This window comes from Arthrobacter sp. Soil761, from assembly GCF_001428325.1.
In the GTDB taxonomy this organism is placed as follows: Bacteria; Actinomycetota; Actinomycetes; order Actinomycetales; family Micrococcaceae; genus Arthrobacter.
Map to the genome: position 1 here is coordinate 51,503 of NZ_LMSF01000004.1, position 17,985 is coordinate 69,487.

27 protein-coding genes are annotated in these 17,985 nt (G+C 62.3%); 26 read left to right on the forward strand and 1 reads right to left on the reverse strand.

Annotated elements, in window-relative coordinates:
- Positions 1–217: 217 nt before the first annotated feature.
- The 3 genes from tuf to ASG79_RS04870 all read left to right on the forward strand — a co-directional run bounded on the left by tuf (position 218) and on the right by ASG79_RS04870 (position 2,995).
- Entirely contained in the window at positions 218–1,408 is a 1,191-nt protein-coding gene (gene tuf / locus ASG79_RS04865) for an elongation factor Tu (protein WP_056334246.1), read from the forward strand.
- Positions 1,409–1,509: 101 nt separating this feature from the next.
- Positions 1,510–1,635, forward strand: a complete 126-nt coding sequence (locus ASG79_RS24285) for a hypothetical protein (protein ID WP_018769130.1) — start codon at positions 1,510–1,512, stop codon at positions 1,633–1,635.
- A gap of 109 nt (positions 1,636–1,744) precedes the next feature.
- A complete protein-coding gene (locus ASG79_RS04870) occupies positions 1,745–2,995 on the forward strand; it encodes an Nramp family divalent metal transporter (RefSeq protein WP_026265740.1) in 1,251 nt (416 codons plus the stop codon).
- A gap of 36 nt (positions 2,996–3,031) precedes the next feature.
- Here the strand turns inward: ASG79_RS04870 and ASG79_RS04875 are convergent, their stop codons facing one another.
- Complete coding sequence (locus tag ASG79_RS04875; protein WP_018769132.1) at positions 3,032–4,468, reverse strand: GH1 family beta-glucosidase; 1,437 nt, start codon at positions 4,466–4,468, stop codon at positions 3,032–3,034.
- Between the two features lie 398 nt (positions 4,469–4,866).
- Between ASG79_RS04875 and rpsJ the strand changes: the two genes are divergently transcribed.
- The 23 genes from rpsJ (at position 4,867) to map (ending at position 17,959) form a co-directional block, all read left to right on the forward strand.
- Complete coding sequence (gene rpsJ / locus ASG79_RS04880; protein ID WP_003803825.1) at positions 4,867–5,175, forward strand: 30S ribosomal protein S10; 309 nt, start codon at positions 4,867–4,869, stop codon at positions 5,173–5,175.
- A 17-nt stretch (positions 5,176–5,192) separates the two neighbouring features.
- Positions 5,193–5,843: a 50S ribosomal protein L3 gene (gene rplC, locus ASG79_RS04885; RefSeq protein WP_018769133.1), complete on the forward strand. Its 651-nt coding sequence runs from the start codon at positions 5,193–5,195 to the stop codon at positions 5,841–5,843.
- A gap of 4 nt (positions 5,844–5,847) precedes the next feature.
- Entirely contained in the window at positions 5,848–6,468 is a 621-nt protein-coding gene (gene rplD, locus ASG79_RS04890; RefSeq protein WP_018769134.1) for a 50S ribosomal protein L4, read from the forward strand.
- Positions 6,465–6,770: a 50S ribosomal protein L23 gene (gene rplW / locus ASG79_RS04895; RefSeq protein ID WP_011692807.1), complete on the forward strand. Its 306-nt coding sequence runs from the start codon at positions 6,465–6,467 to the stop codon at positions 6,768–6,770. Before rplD ends, rplW begins: the two co-directional genes overlap by 4 nt.
- Before the next feature lie 29 nt (positions 6,771–6,799).
- On the forward strand, positions 6,800–7,639 hold the full coding sequence (gene rplB, locus ASG79_RS04900; RefSeq protein WP_026264302.1) for a 50S ribosomal protein L2: 840 nt from the start codon (positions 6,800–6,802) through the stop codon (positions 7,637–7,639).
- A gap of 12 nt (positions 7,640–7,651) precedes the next feature.
- Positions 7,652–7,933 carry a 30S ribosomal protein S19 gene (rpsS, locus tag ASG79_RS04905; protein ID WP_003803803.1) on the forward strand — a complete coding sequence of 94 codons (282 nt, stop codon included), beginning with the start codon at positions 7,652–7,654 and terminating at the stop codon, positions 7,931–7,933.
- 38 nt (positions 7,934–7,971) lie between these two features.
- Entirely contained in the window at positions 7,972–8,337 is a 366-nt protein-coding gene (rplV, locus tag ASG79_RS04910; RefSeq protein WP_009358304.1) for a 50S ribosomal protein L22, read from the forward strand.
- The gene (gene rpsC, locus ASG79_RS04915; protein WP_018769135.1) at positions 8,338–9,168 is read left to right on the forward strand and encodes a 30S ribosomal protein S3; all 831 of its coding nucleotides are present in this window, start codon (positions 8,338–8,340) and stop codon (positions 9,166–9,168) included.
- Positions 9,169–9,585, forward strand: a complete 417-nt coding sequence (rplP, locus tag ASG79_RS04920) for a 50S ribosomal protein L16 (protein WP_015937848.1) — start codon at positions 9,169–9,171, stop codon at positions 9,583–9,585.
- A gap of 2 nt (positions 9,586–9,587) precedes the next feature.
- Complete coding sequence (gene rpmC, locus ASG79_RS24380; RefSeq protein WP_018769136.1) at positions 9,588–9,917, forward strand: 50S ribosomal protein L29; 330 nt, start codon at positions 9,588–9,590, stop codon at positions 9,915–9,917.
- Positions 9,914–10,219, forward strand: coding sequence for a 30S ribosomal protein S17 (gene rpsQ / locus ASG79_RS04930; protein ID WP_018769137.1), 306 nt, complete (start codon positions 9,914–9,916; stop codon positions 10,217–10,219). The genes rpmC and rpsQ overlap by 4 nt, the downstream gene beginning before the upstream one ends.
- A 598-nt stretch (positions 10,220–10,817) precedes the next feature.
- The gene (gene rplN / locus ASG79_RS04935; protein ID WP_003803789.1) at positions 10,818–11,186 is read left to right on the forward strand and encodes a 50S ribosomal protein L14; all 369 of its coding nucleotides are present in this window, start codon (positions 10,818–10,820) and stop codon (positions 11,184–11,186) included.
- A 3-nt stretch (positions 11,187–11,189) separates the two neighbouring features.
- Positions 11,190–11,552, forward strand: a complete 363-nt coding sequence (rplX, locus tag ASG79_RS04940; RefSeq protein ID WP_015937845.1) for a 50S ribosomal protein L24 — start codon at positions 11,190–11,192, stop codon at positions 11,550–11,552.
- Positions 11,552–12,133: a 50S ribosomal protein L5 gene (gene rplE / locus ASG79_RS04945; protein WP_018769138.1), complete on the forward strand. Its 582-nt coding sequence runs from the start codon at positions 11,552–11,554 to the stop codon at positions 12,131–12,133. The genes rplX and rplE overlap by 1 nt, the downstream gene beginning before the upstream one ends.
- Before the next feature lie 82 nt (positions 12,134–12,215).
- Positions 12,216–12,614 carry a 30S ribosomal protein S8 gene (rpsH, locus tag ASG79_RS04950; RefSeq protein ID WP_018769139.1) on the forward strand — a complete coding sequence of 133 codons (399 nt, stop codon included), beginning with the start codon at positions 12,216–12,218 and terminating at the stop codon, positions 12,612–12,614.
- 18 nt (positions 12,615–12,632) lie between these two features.
- Positions 12,633–13,169, forward strand: a complete 537-nt coding sequence (rplF, locus tag ASG79_RS04955) for a 50S ribosomal protein L6 (RefSeq protein WP_018769140.1) — start codon at positions 12,633–12,635, stop codon at positions 13,167–13,169.
- Positions 13,170–13,171: 2 nt separating this feature from the next.
- A complete protein-coding gene (rplR, locus tag ASG79_RS04960) occupies positions 13,172–13,555 on the forward strand; it encodes a 50S ribosomal protein L18 (RefSeq protein WP_018769141.1) in 384 nt (127 codons plus the stop codon).
- Positions 13,552–14,268 carry a 30S ribosomal protein S5 gene (rpsE, locus tag ASG79_RS04965; protein WP_018769142.1) on the forward strand — a complete coding sequence of 239 codons (717 nt, stop codon included), beginning with the start codon at positions 13,552–13,554 and terminating at the stop codon, positions 14,266–14,268. Before rplR ends, rpsE begins: the two co-directional genes overlap by 4 nt.
- Before the next feature lie 2 nt (positions 14,269–14,270).
- Positions 14,271–14,477 (forward strand): 50S ribosomal protein L30, encoded by a 207-nt coding sequence (rpmD, locus tag ASG79_RS04970; protein WP_009358731.1) that lies wholly within the window; start codon positions 14,271–14,273, stop codon positions 14,475–14,477.
- On the forward strand, positions 14,478–14,963 hold the full coding sequence (gene rplO, locus ASG79_RS04975) for a 50S ribosomal protein L15 (RefSeq protein WP_013601817.1): 486 nt from the start codon (positions 14,478–14,480) through the stop codon (positions 14,961–14,963). It begins immediately after the preceding gene.
- A 210-nt stretch (positions 14,964–15,173) separates the two neighbouring features.
- Positions 15,174–16,484 (forward strand): preprotein translocase subunit SecY, encoded by a 1,311-nt coding sequence (secY, locus tag ASG79_RS04980; RefSeq protein ID WP_026265742.1) that lies wholly within the window; start codon positions 15,174–15,176, stop codon positions 16,482–16,484.
- Positions 16,485–16,489: 5 nt separating this feature from the next.
- On the forward strand, positions 16,490–17,059 hold the full coding sequence (locus tag ASG79_RS04985; RefSeq protein WP_018760442.1) for an adenylate kinase: 570 nt from the start codon (positions 16,490–16,492) through the stop codon (positions 17,057–17,059).
- A 72-nt stretch (positions 17,060–17,131) separates the two neighbouring features.
- Positions 17,132–17,959, forward strand: coding sequence for a type I methionyl aminopeptidase (gene map, locus ASG79_RS04990; RefSeq protein WP_056388933.1), 828 nt, complete (start codon positions 17,132–17,134; stop codon positions 17,957–17,959).
- Positions 17,960–17,985 lie beyond the last annotated feature (26 nt).

Genomic DNA, 17,985 nt, shown 5'->3' on the forward strand with positions numbered 1-17,985 from the left:
CCGCCAGCGGACAGCGCAGCCGGTGCAGGTGGCCGGGCCGGCCGGATTTATCCGGCAAGCCGGTCCGGCCCCTGCACGAACAGGCTCAGGGGATTAGTATTAGTTCCTGAATCTGCAATTTCACCAATCCAAAGCCCCCCAAGTAGACTTGCCTGAGTTCTACCGCGATAAGCGCGGCTGGAGGGCAAGCTATTTGAAAACGTTCTAGGAGGAACCTGTGGCAAAGGCAAAGTTCGAGCGGACTAAGCCGCACGTCAACATCGGCACCATTGGTCACGTTGACCACGGTAAGACGACGCTGACGGCCGCCATTTCCAAGGTGCTGTACGACAAGTACCCGGATCTCAACGAGAAGCGTGACTTCGCGTCGATTGACTCTGCACCCGAAGAGCGTCAGCGCGGTATTACCATCAACATCTCCCACGTGGAGTACCAGACCGAGAAGCGTCACTACGCACACGTTGACGCCCCCGGCCACGCTGACTACATCAAGAACATGATCACCGGTGCTGCCCAGATGGACGGCGCAATCCTCGTGGTTGCCGCTACCGACGGCCCGATGGCTCAGACCCGCGAGCACGTTCTGCTCGCTCGCCAGGTTGGTGTTCCCTACCTGCTGGTCGCCCTGAACAAGGCCGACATGGTTGACGATGAGGAACTGCTGGACCTCGTTGAAATGGAAGTTCGTGAGCTCCTGAGCTCTCAGGGCTTCGATGGTGACGAAGCTCCCGTCGTCCGCGTTTCCGGCCTGAAGGCCCTGGAAGGCGACCCCGAGTGGGTCAAGTCCGTTGAGGACCTGATGGCAGCAGTCGACGAGTCCGTTCCGGACCCCGTACGTGACCGCGACAAGCCGTTCCTGATGCCGATCGAGGACGTCTTCACCATCACCGGTCGTGGCACCGTTGTTACGGGCCGCGCCGAGCGTGGAACCCTCGCCATCAACTCCGAGGTCGAGATCGTCGGCATCCGCCCGGTCCAGAAGACCACGGTTACCGGTATCGAGATGTTCCACAAGCAGCTCGACGAAGCATGGGCCGGCGAGAACTGTGGCCTCCTGCTCCGCGGTCTGAAGCGCGACGATGTCGAGCGTGGCCAGGTTGTCGTCAAGCCGGGTTCCATCACCCCGCACACCGACTTCGAGGCCAACGTCTACATCCTCTCCAAGGACGAAGGCGGACGTCACAACCCGTTCTACTCCAACTACCGCCCGCAGTTCTACTTCCGTACCACGGACGTAACCGGCGTTATCACCCTGCCCGAGGGCACGGAAATGGTTATGCCTGGCGACAACACTGAGATGACCGTTGCGCTCATCCAGCCGATCGCTATGGAAGAGGGCCTCGGCTTCGCAATCCGCGAAGGCGGCCGCACCGTTGGTTCGGGACGTGTTACCAAGATCATCAAGTAGTACTTGCTGACCTAAAGGACAGCCCCGCTGCAGTAGCAGCGGGGCTGTCCTTTTTCGTTAAGGGGCCACTGGTACTGTTGCACCACTGAAAGGAGTTCATCATGGGATGGCTTATTTTCCTGATCATCGCGGTTGCCGTTGTAGCCGGGGTGTTCTGGACCAGGAAGTACTTCCGGCGCGAGATTGACCGGGCCAAGCGGATCAACAGGGCAAACAAAAACCAGTAGCAACGGCGTGAGCACAGCGATCTGCCGGTAGTCCTTACTCCTACTTTTCGGTATACCTAAATTCGGGGTATCCTCGTCATATCGACGCCCGCAACGACGAGGACACGCAATGGCTGTTTCAACAATGACGGCAGAATCCGCCACCCCCAGGATCTGGTCCCGCCTGCTCCTGCTCGGGCCGGCATTCGTAGCTGCCATTGCCTACGTCGACCCGGGAAATGTCGCCGCCAACCTGACCGCCGGCGCCAGCTTCGGCTACCTCCTGGTCTGGGTCCTCGTTGCAGCCAATGGCATGGCCGTACTGATCCAGTACCAGTCAGCCAAGCTGGGGCTCGCCACCGGCATGAGCCTGCCCGAAATCCTCGGCAAGCGCCTGGGCACGCGGCGCCGCCGCGCCTATTGGGTGCAGGCCGAGATCGTTGCCGGGGCCACTGACATGGCCGAGGTTATCGGTGGGGCAGTGGCACTGAACCTGTTGTTCGGCCTGCCCCTGCTGACCGGCGGCGTCATTATCGGCCTGGCGTCCATGCTGCTGCTGGCGCTCCAGTCGCACCGCAGCCAGAAATCCTTCGAATTTGCCATTCTTACCCTGCTGGGCGTCATTGCTGTCGGGTTCGTTTCGGGCCTCTTCGTCGCACCGCCTGACGCCGGCGGCGCCCTGGCCGGACTGGTGCCCCGCTTCGAGGGAACCGACACCGTGCTGCTCGCGGCGAGCATGCTCGGTGCCACGGTTATGCCGCATGCCATCTACCTGCATTCCGCCCTTGCCCGCGACCGCCACGGATTCTCCGAAGATCCGGCGGTCAGGACCCGGCTGATCCGAACCACGCGCGTGGATGTCGCCGGCGCTCTGCTGCTCGCCGGCGTCGTCAACATTGCCATGCTGCTGCTGGCTGCCTCCAGCCTTCGCGGCGTGGAGGGTACTGACACCATTGCCGGCGCGCACGCTGCCGTGACGTCCGCACTGGGCCCTGTGATCGGCGTCGTTTTCGCTGTGGGCCTGCTGGCCTCCGGCCTGGCGTCCACCTCGGTGGGATGCTACGCCGGGGCCACCATCATGGGCGGCCTCCTCAAGGTGCGGATTCCCCTGCTGGTCCGGCGGACCGTCACCCTGATTCCCGCGCTGGCGGTCCTGGGCGCAGGGATTGAACCGACGCTGGCGTTGGTCCTGAGCCAGGTCCTCCTGAGTTTCGGCATCCCGTTCGCGCTGATCCCCCTGATCCGGCTCACCGGCAGCCGCAAGGTGATGGGCATCCACGCCGATTCAAAGCCGCTCAAGATCGCCGGGTGGACCAGCGCCACCCTGATCGTGGGCTTGAACTGCGTGCTGATCTTCCTCACGGTGTTGGGACACGGCTGAACCCGCGGCCGCCGCTACGGTGCCGGTGGCGCGCCACTAATGTGGCCGGTGGCGCCGTGCCCTGGACAACGCCTGGTACCAGTAGAAGGACCGCTTGGGCGTCCGCTCCAGTGTCTCGAAGTCCACGTGCACCAGCCCAAAACGCTGTGAGTAGCCGGCCGCCCACTCAAAGTTGTCCATCAGCGTCCAGACGTAGTAGCCCCGGAGATCCACGCCCTCGGCGTGGCCGCCGGGGGCGGTGGCGTCAAGCGCTGCCGTCAGATGTGCGGCAAGGTACTCCACGCGGTCGGTGTCTTCCAGTGTGCCGGCGATACGGTCGGGTTCGGGGAAGCTGGCACCGCCCTCGGTGATGTACACCGGCGGGAGGGCCGCTCCGTACCGGTCCCGCATTTCCCGCAGCAGGATTCCCAGATGGTCTGGTGCCACGGGCCAGCCGAATCCTGTGCTGTCGAACTCGGAGTAGCCAACCTCGTGGAAGGGCAGCTTGGCGAGTTGCTTGTGCATATCCGCAGGCAGGGGAGTGATGCCCGGCCCCAGGGCCACCTTGACGGGGAAGTAGTAGTTCAGTCCGTAGAAGTCCAGCGGCTGGTGGATGGTCCGGAGGTCCGCATCGGAAATCCTGCCGATTGACCGCAGCCAGGGCTTAGCGTACAGCGGCAGCGAGGGGTATTGGCCCAGCAGGACGGGGTCGGCATAGATCCTGTTCATGAGCAGGTCGTAGAGATGGGCCACCAGCCGGTCGCCAAGCTTCCTGGTGGCGGGCCTGACGGGGGAGTGCAGGTTGGTCAGGCCGATGCCGCCCGCCACGCCGGCGGCCCGCAGTGCCTGCACGCCGAGCCCGTGCGCCAGGAGCTGGTGATGGATGGCGGGAAGGGCGTCAAACATCAACCGGCGCCCCGGTGCGTGCACTCCAAGGGCATAGCCGTTCAGGGTGACCGAGACCGGTTCGTTGAGGGTGACCCACTGCGCCACACGGTCGCCGAACCGCTCGCCGGCAGCCCTGGCATACTCGCCAAACCGCTCCGCGGTGTCACGGTTCAGCCAGCCGCCGCGGTGTTCCAGGGGCAACGGGGTGTCCCAGTGGTAGAGCGTTGCCATGGGGGAGATGCCGGCCTCAAGGAGTTGGTCGATCAGCCGGTCGTAAAAGTCCAGGCCCTCGGGATTGAAGCCGCCCTGGCCATCCGGCTGGATGCGTGGCCAGGACAGCGAGAACCGGTATGAGTCAACGCCCAGTTCCTTGAGCAGCGCCACATCCTCGGGCAACCTGTTGTAATGGTCGCAGGCCACGGCGGGGGAGTGTCCGTCCTGGATGGCGCCGGGCTTCTCCGCAAAGGCATCCCACCCCGATGGCCCACGGCCCCCGGCCTTGAGTGCGCCTTCAATTTGGAACGCCGCCGCCGCGACGCCAAGCGTGAACGACGGCGGAACGCGTCCGGCCAGTTCGGTCACCGATTCAGTGCCTTCCAGGGTCATGCTCCCTATCATCCAGCGCGTTCGGGTCCGCGGCAATGGCCGGTGACCAGCCCGGACCCGGAGCCGATTCGCATCTGCCGCGGATTTCCGGCATACTAGATGAGTTGTTCAAGCGCTTCTTCGCGTCCCGATCCGGATAATGCCGGGTGCAGGGTCCAAGCTGAAGACCAAACATAACCCACCCCCATGGAACTGCGGATTCATATGTGCGCCCAGCGCGACACGCCCGACCGCGGGGGTCGGTTACGCCGGCAAGGTGAGGAACCCGGATTCATCCGGATTCAGTTTGTGCGGCGGATGGTGGTTACGACCTCAAATGCTTCGGCAGCCATACAACGAGTAAGTGAACAGGGCAGCCCTAAACCGGGGAAGCACAGACTGAAAGAGAGTCAGGCGACATGGCGGGACAAAAAATCCGCATCCGGCTGAAGTCATACGACCACGAGGTCATTGACGTTTCAGCACGGAAGATCGTTGAGACGGTCACGCGCGCAGGCGCAACGGTAGTCGGCCCCGTGCCGCTGCCGACGGAGAAGAACGTGTACTGCGTGATCCGCTCTCCGCACAAGTACAAGGACAGCCGCGAGCACTTTGAAATGCGCACGCACAAGCGTCTTATCGACATCATCGATCCCACGCCGAAGGCTGTTGACTCGCTCATGCGTCTCGACCTGCCGGCTGACGTGAACATCGAAATCAAGCTGTAGGGAGGTGCTGAGAAACTATGACCGCAACCCGTAACGTAAAGGGCCTGTTGGGCACGAAGCTCGGCATGACCCAGGTCTGGGACGAGAACAACAAGCTCATCCCCGTCACTGTGGTCCAGGCAGACTCGAACGTCATCACCCAGCTGCGCAACGCTGAGACCGATGGCTACGTCGCCGTTCAGATCGGCTACGGCCAGATCGATCCCCGCAAAGTCACCAAGCCGCTGGCTGGTCACTTTGAAAAGGCAGGCGTCACGCCTCGCCGCCACGTCGTCGAACTCCGTACCGCAGATGCTGCCGAGTACGAGCTGGGCCAGGAGCTCTCCGTAGAGGTCTTCGAAGCCGGCCAGAAGATCGACGTCATCGGCACCACCAAGGGTAAGGGCTTCGCCGGTGTTATGAAGCGTCACGGCTTCCACGGTGTTGGAGCTTCCCACGGTGCCCACAAGAACCACCGTAAGCCCGGTTCAATCGGTGGCGCATCCACCCCGAGCCGCGTCTTCAAGGGCATGAAAATGGCCGGCCGCATGGGCGCCGTTCGTCACACCACGCTGAACCTCACGGTCCACGCGGTTGACGTCGAGAAGTCGCTGCTCCTGATCAAGGGTGCCGTTCCCGGCGCCCGCGGCCAGGTCGTACTCGTACGCACCGCCGTGAAGGGAGCCTAGTTCAATGGCTAACACTGTCCAGGTTGACCTGCCTGCAGAGATCTTCGACGTTCAGACCAACGTGCCGCTGCTGCACCAGGTTGTCGTTGCCCAGCTCGCTGCTGCCCGCCAGGGAACCCACAAGACCAAGACCCGCGCTGAAGTTTCCGGTGCAGGACGCAAGCCGTTCAAGCAGAAGGGCACCGGCCGCGCCCGTCAGGGTTCCATCCGTGCTCCCCACATGACCGGCGGTGGCATCGTCCACGGTCCCACCCCGCGTGACTACAGCCAGCGCACCCCCAAGAAGATGATTGCTGCTGCACTGCGCGGCGCACTGTCTGACCGGGCACGCAACGGTCGCATCCACGTTGTCGCAGAACTGGTTGAAGGCACCAAGCCCTCCGCCAAGACCGCACTGGCAACGCTCCGCGGTGTGTCCGACCGCAAGAACCTGCTGGTCGTCATCGAGCGCGATAACGACGTTGCCGCACTGTCCGTGCGCAACCTCGCCGGCGTTCACGTTCTGTACGTAGACCAGCTGAACACCTACGACGTTCTCGTCTCTGATGACGTTGTCTTCACCAAGGCTGCCTACGACGCATTCGTTGCCGCTAAGGCAGCTAAGAACGAGGAGGATGCCAAGTGAGTGCAGCCACCATCAAGGATCCCCGCGACGTCGTGCTTGCACCCGTCGTGTCGGAAAAGAGCTACGGCCTGATCGACGAGGGCAAGTACACCTTCCTGGTGGACCCCCGTTCGAACAAGACCGAGATCAAGCTGGCCGTGGAGAAGATCTTCTCCGTCAAGGTCGAATCGATCAACACCATCAACCGTGCCGGTAAGCGCAAGCGCACCAAATTCGGATGGGGTACCCGCAAGAACACCAAGCGTGCGATTGTCACCCTCAAAGAAGGCACCATCGACATCTTCGGCGGTCCGCTCGCGTAGCGGAGACCACTTTAACGAGGAAATAAATTATGGGAATCCGTAAGTACAAGCCGACTACCCCGGGCCGTCGTGGCTCGAGCGTAGCGGACTTCATCGAAATTACGCGGTCGACGCCGGAAAAGTCGTTGGTACGTCCGCTGCCCAAGAAGGGCGGCCGTAACAACACCGGTAAGATCACCACCCGTCACAAGGGTGGTGGGCACAAGCGCCAGTACCGTCTGATCGACTTCCGTCGCCACGACAAGGACGGCGTCAACGCCCGCGTTGCCGAAATCGAGTACGATCCGAACCGCACGGCTCGCATCGCCCTCCTGCACTACGTTGATGGCACCAAGCGTTACATCATCGCTCCCAACAAGCTCTCCCAGGGTGACGTTGTCGAGGCAGGTGCCGGTGCTGACATCAAGCCCGGTAACAACCTGCCCCTGCTCAACATCCCGGTGGGTACCGTTATCCACGCAGTGGAACTGCGTCCGGGTGGCGGCGCCAAGATGGGCCGCTCCGCCGGCGCATCCATCCAGCTTGTTGCCAAGGAAGGCCGCTTCGCCCAGCTGCGCCTGCCTTCCGGTGAAATCCGCAACGTTGACGTGCGCTGCCGCGCAACCGTCGGCGAGGTGGGCAACGCCGAGCAGTCGAACATCAACTGGGGCAAGGCCGGCCGTATGCGGTGGAAGGGCGTCCGCCCGACCGTCCGTGGTGTTGCCATGAACCCGGTTGACCACCCGCACGGTGGTGGCGAGGGTAAGACGTCCGGTGGACGTAACCCCGTCAACCCGAACGGTAAGCGTGAAGGCCGCACCCGCCGCCCCAACAAAGAGAGCGACAAGCTTATTGTGCGTCGCCGTCGTACTGGCAAGAACAAGCGATAGGAGCCTGGACACATGCCACGCAGCCTGAAAAAAGGTCCTTTCGTCGACCAGCACCTCTTTGTGAAGGTAGCCAGGGAAAACGAAAAGGGCACCAAGAACGTCATCAAGACCTGGTCCCGCCGTTCGATGATCATCCCCGACATGCTCGGACACACGATCGCCGTACACGACGGACGCAAGCACATCCCGGTGTTTGTCACTGAGTCGATGGTCGGGCACAAGCTCGGCGAATTCGCTCCCACGCGGACATTCCGCGGCCATGTCAAGGACGACCGTAAGGGCAAGCGCCGCTAGGCGCCTGCGTTTACGTCAAAGACGAGAGAAGGAAAGCAATGGAAGCCAAGGCAATTGCGCGCCACATCCGCGTAACGCCTATGAAGGCCCGGCGCGTCGTCAACCTTGTTCGTGGATTGCAAGCGAATGAGGCTCTGGCAATTCTGAAGTTTGCCCCCCAGGCAGCTTCGGAGCCGGTATTCAAGGTAGTTCAGTCGGCAATCTCCAACGCCCGGGTCCTCGCGGACCGCGACGGCGTGGCGTTTGACGAAGGCGACCTCATCATCAGCGAAGCGTTTGTTGATGAAGGCCCGACCATGAAGCGGTTCCAGCCGCGTGCCCAGGGTCGTGCATTTCAGATCAAGAAGCGCACCAGCCACATCACCGTGGTAGTCGCTACCCCGGAGAAAGAGGAGGCTCGCTAAGTGGGACAGAAAGTAAACCCGCACGGGTTCCGACTCGGCATCACCACCGATCACGTATCGCACTGGTTCGCTGACAGCACCAAGGCAGGCCAGCGGTACAAGGACTTCGTCCGCGAAGACATCCGCATCCGCCAGCTCATGTCCACGGGCATGGAGCGCGCCGGCATCGCCAAGGTCGAGATCGAGCGCACCCGTGACCGTGTCCGCGTGGACATCCACACGGCACGTCCCGGCATCGTCATCGGCCGCCGTGGAGCAGAAGCAGACCGCATCCGCGGCGAGCTCGAAAAGCTCACCGGCAAGCAGGTCCAGCTGAACATCCTCGAGGTCAAGAACCCCGAGATGGAAGCCCAGCTTGTTGCCCAGGGCGTTGCAGAGCAGCTGACTTCCCGCGTGGCATTCCGCCGTGCGATGAAGAAGGCCATGCAGTCCGCTCAGCGTGCAGGTGCCAAGGGCATCCGTATCGCCTGCTCGGGCCGCCTGGGTGGCGCTGAAATGTCCCGCTCGGAGTTCTACCGCGAAGGCCGTGTGCCCCTGCACACCCTCCGCGCGAACATCGACTACGGCTTCTACGAAGCCAAGACCACCTTCGGCCGTATCGGCGTGAAGGTCTGGATCTACAAGGGTGACGTCACCGCCAAGGAACTGGCAGCACAGGCTGCTGCAGCTCCGTCCCGCGGTAACCGTGGCGACCGTCCCGGCCGCCCGGGTGGCGCTGACCGTGGTGACCGCCGCCGTCGCACCGACCGCCCGGCCGCTGACGCAGCTCCTGCTGCCGAAGCACCGGCAGTTGAAGCAGCACCTGCTGCTGTAGAAGGAGGACAGGCTTAAATGCTTATCCCACGTCGAGTCAAGCACCGTAAGCAGCACCACCCGGGTCGTTCCGGCGCTGCCACGGGCGGCACCGAGGTCTCGTTCGGTGAGTGGGGTATCCAGGCCCTGAGCCCGGCATACGTCACCAACCGCCAGATCGAATCTGCCCGTATTGCGATGACCCGCCACATCAAGCGTGGCGGTAAGGTCTGGATCAACATCTACCCGGACCGTCCCCTGACCAAGAAGCCGGCCGAAACCCGCATGGGTTCCGGTAAGGGTTCACCGGAATGGTGGGTCGCCAACGTCAAGCCGGGCCGGGTTCTTTTCGAACTCTCCGGTGTCAATGAAGAGGTAGCTCGCGAGGCCCTGCGCCTGGCAATCCACAAGCTGCCGTTGAAGGCACGCATTGTGCGTCGCGAAGGTGGTGAGTAGAAATGGCAGTAGGATCCAAGGATCTGGCTCCCGCACAGCTTGACGGTTTCGACAACGAGCGTCTCGTTGAAGAACTCCGCAAGGCCAAGGAAGAGCTGTTCAACCTGCGTTTCCAGTCCGCCACCGGACAGCTGGAGAACCACGGTCGCCTGCGCGCGGTAAAGAAGGACATCGCCCGCATCTACACCGTTCTCCGCGAACGCGAGCTGGGCATTCGTGCCGAGGTTGCCGCACCGGTTGTGGAAGCCAAGGAAGAGAAGAAGTCCAAGAAGGCTTCAACCAAGAAGGCCGACAAGGCTGAAAAGGCTGAGACCGAGGAGGATGCCAAGTGAGTGAAAAGGACCAGAACGTGACCGAAACTGCTACCGCAGCCAAGGCTGGGCAGCGCGGTTACCGCAAGACCCGTCGCGGCTACGTGGTCTCTGACAAGATGGAAAAGACCATCGTCGTCGAGGTTGAAGACCGCGTGAAGCACGCACTGTACGGCAAGGTCATCCGCCGCACTTCCAAGGTCAAGGCACACGACGAAGAGAACACCGCCGGCATCGGCGACCTCGTAGTCATCGCCGAGACCCGTCCGCTGTCCGCCACCAAGAACTGGCGGCTCGTGGAAATCCTCGAGAAGGCCAAGTAGCACCTGCTGCTTAGCTGTTGCCCCTGCTCCCTCCCGGGAGCGGGGGCTTCCTCGTTTAACGGGCAGCGGGCGTGGCCGTCCGTCCCACACAGACGCCCCATCAGTTCCTGCACGCTTTTCGGAAACGCCACATCACTTGCCGAAACGTACCAGCGGGAGGTGATGGCGCGTTGGAGGATTTCCCGCAGGAAGTGATGGGGCGTACTGGACTGTCGGACGACGGCGGCGCCTGGACTGGCGGGGGAGTGGCACCTTTGGTGCGCCAAAAGGCTGCCGTGCGTGACGCCGTCGTCCGTCTTGCGGGGTGGTGGGCGGTGGTGATATGGGGACCGGCGGAAAACGTGCTAGGATATTGAGTTTGTATGGCGCCTTTCGCGCGCCGTCATCAACCTCGTAAACAAGCGTGCCACAGCATAGTGCCCCTGTGCGCCCGGGATCCGTCCCGGACCGGATGGGAGCAACTGCTTCTGGCACGGGCGTTTAGGCCTGGTCTGGCAAAATCCAGGCAGGTCAAGAGACACCCCGATCAACCGTTCCGCAAGGCTCATTCCGTAGCAAGATCACGGCCTGAGAACCGGCGCGACGCAAGGAGTAAATAGTGATTCAGCAGGAGTCGCGACTCAAGGTCGCCGACAACACGGGTGCTAAGGAAATCCTTACCATTCGCGTTCTCGGTGGATCCGGCCGTCGCTACGCAGGCATCGGTGACGTCATTGTCGCCACCGTCAAGGATGCAATCCCGGGCGGCAACGTAAAGAAGGGCGATGTGGTCAAGGCCGTCATCGTCCGTACCAAGAAGGAACGCCGCCGTGCGGATGGTTCCTACATCAAGTTTGACGAGAACGCAGCTGTGATCCTGAAGAACGACGGTGACCCCCGCGGTACCCGTATCTTCGGACCGGTTGGTCGTGAACTGCGTGACAAGAAGTTCATGAAGATCGTTTCTCTGGCTCCGGAGGTGCTCTAGTCCATGGCTGCAAAGATCAAGAAGGGTGACCTGGTTCAGGTCATCACTGGCGCCAAGGCTGAGCGCGGCGGCGACCGCGGCAAGCAGGGCAAGGTTCTGCGCGTATTCACCGACACCAACCGTGTGCTGGTTGAGGGTATCAACCGCGTCACCAAGCACACCCGGGTTGGACAGTCGCAGCGCGGCACCAAGACCGGTGGCATCGAGGTCGTAGAGGCCCCGATCCACATTTCCAACGTGGCCCTGGTTGACCCGTCGACCAAGAAGCCGACCCGCGTGGGCTTCCGCCTCGACACGGTGGAGAAGAACGGTGTCAAGAAGACCGTCCGCATCCGCGTGTCCAAGAGCTCCGGGAAGGACATCTAATGACTGAGACTCTCGAGACTCCGGCAACGAAGATCGTTCCTCGTCTGAAGACCAAGTACGCCGAATCCATCAAGGCAACGCTCCAGGATGAATTCAAGTACGAGAACGTGAACCAGGTACCCCGCCTGGTGAAGGTTGTTGTGAACATGGGTGTTGGAGATGCCGCCAAGGACTCCAAGCTGATCGACGGCGCTGTCCGCGACCTCACCCAGATCACCGGCCAGAAGCCGCAGGTTACCAAGGCCCGCAAGTCGATCGCACAGTTCAAGCTGCGCGAAGGCATGCCCATCGGTGCACACGCAACCCTGCGTGGCGACCGCATGTGGGAATTCGTGGACCGCCTGGTCACCCTGGCCCTGCCCCGTATCCGCGACTTCCGCGGCCTCAGCGGCAAGCAGTTCGATGGCAACGGCAACTACACCTTCGGTCTGACCGAGCAGGTTATGTTCCACGAAATCGACCAGGACAAGATCGACCGCGTCCGCGGTATGGACATCACGGTTGTGACCACCGCCAAGACCGATGACGAAGGCCGCGCGCTGCTCAAGGCGCTTGGTTTCCCGTTCAAAACCGAAGCTTAATTAACTACGTAAAAGGTCCGGCCGCTCCTCTCCATCAAGGAGGGAACGGCGGAAACCGTTACGAGGAAGGGCATGAGCCCACATGACAATGACAGATCCTGTCGCAGATATGCTTACGCGCCTGCGTAACGCAAACTCGGCATACCACGACTCCGTGTCTATGCCTTACAGCAAGCTCAAGGCACGCGTTGCCGACATCCTCAAGGCCGAAGGTTTCATCGCCGGCTGGAAGGAAGAGGACGCTGAGGTTGGCAAGAAGCTGACCCTCGAACTCAAGTTCGGTCCGAACCGCGAGCGTTCCATCGCCGGTGTACGCCGCATCTCCAAGCCGGGTCTCCGCGTTTACGCGAAGTCCACCAACCTGCCTCACGTGCTCGGTGGCCTGGGTATCGCAATCCTGTCCACCTCTTCCGGCCTCCTGACTGACAAGCAGGCCGGCAAGAAGGGCGTGGGCGGCGAAGTCCTCGCGTACGTCTGGTAACGGGAAAGGAAGAGAATAATGTCACGTATTGGACGTCTCCCCATCACCGTTCCTGCCGGCGTTGAGGTCAAGGTTGACGGCTCTGTCGTCAGCGTCAAGGGTTCCAAGGGGGAGCTGACCCACACAGTGGCCAGCCCCATCGAGGTTGCCCTGGACGAGAACACCCTGACCGTCAGTCGCCCGAACGACGAGCGCGCCTCCCGTTCGCTCCACGGCCTGACCCGCACCCTGATCGCCAACATGATCCAGGGCGTCACCGCAGGCTACGAGAAGAAGCTTGAAATCGTCGGTACCGGTTACCGCGTTCAGGCCAAGGGATCTGACCTTGAGTTCGCTCTCGGCTACAGCCACCCGGTCAGCGTTTCTGCTCCGGCCGGCATCACCTTTGCAGTAGAGGGACCGACCAAGCTCTCTGTCTCAGGTATCAATAAGCAGCAGGTCGGCGAAGTTGCTGCCAACATTCGTAAGCTGCGGAAGCCGGACCCCTACAAGGGCAAGGGCATCCGTTACGCCGGCGAAGTCATCCGCCGCAAGGTCGGAAAGGCTGGTAAGTAACCATGGCCATCTCCATTAACAAGAAGCGTACGAACAAGAGCAAGGCTGCTGCCCGCAGCCGCCGCCAGCTTCGTATCCGCAAGCGCATTGCCGGTACGGCTGCCCGCCCCCGCCTGGTGGTCAACCGCTCCGCACGCCACGTATTTGTCCAGGTTGTCGATGACAGCATTGGCCAGACCGTAGCAAGCGCGTCCACCCTGGAAGCTGACCTCCGTGCATTCGACGGTGACAAGACTGCCAAGGCCAAGCGCGTCGGCGAGCTCGTTGCCGAACGTGCCAAGGCTGCCGGCGTCGAGGCTGTCGTGTTCGACCGTGGTGGTAACAAGTACCACGGCCGCATTGCCGCCGTCGCTGACGGTGCACGCGAAGGTGGGCTGTCACTGTGACCGAAGCAAACAAGGAAAAGGACACTGTGTCTGCAGATCAGAAGGCGCCCGAAGCCGCAGCTGCTGAGACCACTGCCCCCGCTGCCGAGGACCGCCGTGGTGGCGCCCGTCGCGGCGAGCGTGGCGACCGCGGCCAGGGCCGCGGCGACCGCGGTGGCCGTGGCGGCCGCGACGGTGGCCGTGAAGCCGAGAAGAACCAGTTCGTAGAGCGCGTTGTCACCATCAACCGCGTTTCCAAGGTCGTCAAGGGTGGTCGTCGCTTCAGCTTCACCGCACTCGTCGTCGTTGGTGACGGTAACGGCATGGTCGGCGTGGGCTACGGCAAGGCCAAGGAAGTTCCCGCTGCTATCGCCAAGGGCGTTGAAGAGGCCAAGAAGTCCTTCTTCCGCGTTCCCCGCGTTGGCAGCACCATCCCGCACCGCGTTCAGGGTGAAGCCGCTGCAGGCGTTGTAATGCTGCGTCCGGCCTCCGCCGGTACCGGTGTTATCGCCGGTGGTCCGGTCCGTGCAGTACTGGAGTGCGTGGGTATCCACGACATCCTCTCCAAGTCGCTCGGTTCCTCCAACGCCATCAACATCGTTCACGCGACTGTTGATGCCCTGAAGCGCCTCGAAGAGCCGGCAGCAGTGGCAGCACGCCGCGGCCTGCCCCTCGACGAGATCGCTCCGGCGGCACTGGTGAAGGCCCTCCTCGCCCCTAAGGCAGGTGTTTAGTCATGGCTAAGAACCTGGTCCCCTCCGACGCTCAGTTGGAGATCACTCAGATCAAGTCCGCCATTGGCGGCAAGCAGAACCAGCGCGACACCCTTCGGTCCCTCGGCCTGAAGCGGATCGGACACACCGTTGTCCGCACCGCCGATGCCGTGACCGTTGGAATGCTCAACACGGTTCCGCACCTGGTAAAGGTAGAGGAGGCGAAGTAAATGGCAGAGAACACTGCTGATAAGGCACAGGCTGCTGAGAAGCAGAACGCCCTGAAGGTTCACCACCTGCGTCCCGCGCCGGGTGCCAAGACCGCCAAGACCCGTGTTGGTCGTGGTGAGGCATCCAAGGGTAAGACTGCCGGCCGTGGTACCAAGGGTACGGCTGCCCGCTACCAGGTGAAGGCTGGCTTTGCCGGCGGCCAGTTGCCGCTGCACATGCGCCTGCCGAAGCTGCGTGGCTTCAAGAACCCGTTCCGGGTTGAGTTCCAGGTTGTAAACCTGGACAAGCTCAACGAGCTGTTCCCGGAAGGTGGCGCAGTCACCGTGGAGAACCTGGTCGAAAAGGGCGCAGTTCGCAAGAACCAGCCCGTCAAGGTGCTGGGCACCGGCGACATCACCGTCAAGGTTGACGTCACCGCCCACGCATTCTCGGCCAGTGCCGCTGAAAAGATAGCTGCAGCAGGCGGAAGCACCACCGCCCTCTAAGGGACGGCGCCAGCTGTTGAACTCCCGGTATCCGCGGGCTTCGGCCCCGGATACCGGGAGTTTTTCACATCCGCCGGGCGATATTTTCCTGCCATCCGGCGCATGCGCGCTGGCGCGGATTGTTCGCACGGCACATTCAACCGTTAGACTCGGTTGTCGGGATTTATCAAGTTCCGCACCCCCACTCTTATTGACACCACAGGAGGACGCTTGCTTAGCGCATTTGGCCGGGCCTTTCGCACGCCTGATCTGCGACGCAAGTTGTTGTTCACGCTGGGAATCATCACCATATTCCGCTTGGGTGCTTTCATTCCCTCGCCAGGTGTGAACTACCAGAATGTCCAGCAATGCTTGCAAAACGGTCAGACCGCCGGCGGGCTGTACCAGCTCGTTAACCTCTTCAGCGGCGGTGCGCTGCTCCAGGTGTCCATCTTCGCCCTGGGCATCATGCCCTACATCACGGCCAGCATCATCGTCCAGCTGCTCCGGGTGGTCATTCCCCGGTTCCAGCAGCTTTACGACGAGGGCGCGTCGGGACAGTCCAAGCTGACCCAGTACACCCGCTACCTCACCATCGCGCTGGGCCTGCTCAACGCCACCACGCTGGTGTCCCTGGCCCGCTCCGGGCAGCTGCTTCCCGGCTGCCAGCTGCCGGTGATCCCGGACAACAGCATCATCACCACCATCCTGATCATCATCACACTGACGGCCGGCACCGGCCTGATCATGTGGATGGGTGAGCTCGTCACCGAGAAGGGCGTGGGCAACGGCATGTCGCTGCTCATCTTCACGTCCATCGCTGCGCAGTTCCCCACCTCGCTGGGTGCCATCTGGACCTCGCAGGGCCCCGGTACCTTCTTCATTGTCCTGGCCGTTGGCCTGCTCACCGTCGCGCTGGTGGTCTTCGTGGAACAGTCCCAGCGGCGCGTTCCGGTCCAGTACGCCAAACGTATGATCGGCCGGCGCACCGTGGGCGGCACCAGCACCTACATTCCCATCAAGGTGAACATGGCCGGTGTCATTCCGGTGATCTTCGCTTCCTCCATGCTCTACATTCCCGGGCTGATCGCACAGTTCAACCAGCCCCGGAACGGCGAGTCAATGCAACCGTGGGTTGAATGGATCAACAACAACCTCACCCGCGGTGACCACCCGATCTATATGGCGGTTTACTTCGTCCTGATCGTGTTCTTCACCTACTTCTACGTCGCGATTACCTTCAACCCTGAAGAAGTCTCAGACAACATGAAGAAGTACGGCGGCTTCATCCCAGGTATCCGCGCCGGCAGGCCGACCGCTGATTACCTGCAGTACGTGCTCTCTCGGATCACCCTGCCCGGCGCCCTCTACCTGGGCTTCGTGGCGCTGATCCCGTTGGTTGCACTGGTACTGATCAACGCAAACCAGAACTTCCCGTTCGGTGGCACCTCGATCCTGATCATGGTGGGCGTTGGGTTGGAGACCGTAAAGCAAATTGATGCGCAGCTACAACAACGTCACTACGAAGGGCTTTTGCGATGACGAGAATGCTGATTATTGGACCTCCCGGTTCCGGAAAAGGAACGCAGGCGGAGCGGATCTCAGAACGCCTCGGCGTTGTGGCCATCTCCACCGGTGACATCTTCCGGGCCAATGTGAAGGGTGAGACCCCTCTGGGCATCGAGGCCAAGAAGTACATGGACAACGGTGACTTTGTTCCGGACAGCGTGACCAACAAGATGGTCCGCGACCGCCTGGGCGAGTCCGACGTCGAGAACGGCTTCCTGCTTGACGGCTACCCGCGCACCACCGCGCAGGTGGACTACCTGGACGAGATCCTCGCCGACGGCGACGAGAAGCTCGACGTGGTCCTGCAGCTGACCGCCGATGACGAGGAACTGGTCCACCGCCTCCTGGGCCGGGCCAAGGAAACGGGCCGGAGCGACGACAACGAAGCCGTCATCCGCCACCGCCTTGACCTGTACCACGAGCAGACCGAAGCCGTGGTGGCAAAGTACGCCGAGCGCGGCATCCTCACCCAGGTTGACGGGATCGGTCCCATCGACGAAGTCACCAACCGCGTCATGCAGGCCATCAAGGCCGCACAGGCAGCCTGACCCCAGGCGCCCGGTTTATCGAGGCTCCTCCAGGCATCCGGGAGGAGCCTCAGCCATTTGAAAGGACACACCATGGCCTTCGGCCAGCCCCGCATCGAATTCAAGAACAACGCCCAGATGCGCACCATGCATGAGGCCGGCCTGGTCCTCAGCCGTGCACTGGATGCCGCCGTTGCCGCCGCGGTGCCGGGGGTCACCAGCAAGCACCTGGATGACGTCTTCGCCGCAGTCCTCAACGAGGCAGGTGCCAAGTCCAACTTCCTGGGCTACCACGGCTTCCCCGCTACCATCTGCACGTCCGTCAATGAGGAAGTGGTGCACGGCATCCCCGGCAGCCGCGTCCTGCAGGACGGCGACATCATCTCCATCGACGGCGGCGCGATCGTCAACGGCTGGCATTCGGACTCCGCCCGCACTGTGATCGTGGGAAACGCGGACCCCGAGGACCAGCGGCTGTCCGACGTCACCCATGCAGCGATGTGGCGGGGGATCGCGGCACTGGCAACCGGCACGCATGTGGGAGACATCGGAGCCGCCATCGACGACTACGTTTCATCTGTGCCGGGCAAACCGCTTGGCATCCTGGAGGACTACGTGGGCCACGGCATCGGCTCCGAGATGCACATGGCACCGGACGTCCTGAACTACCGCACCAACCACCGCGGGCCCAAGATCAAACCGGGCCTGTGCCTGGCCATCGAGCCCATGCTGGTCCGCGGCAGCATTGACACGGCAGTCCTGGATGACGACTGGACGGTGGTCACCACCGACGCCAAGCGTTCCTGCCAGTGGGAGCACTCCGTGGCCGTGCACGAAAAAGGCATCTGGGTGCTTTCAGCTCCCGACGGCGGCGCGGAGCACCTGTTGCCCCTCGGCGTCACCCCCGTGCCGATCCCGTAGGCGACGCGCCGATTCCGTAAGCGACG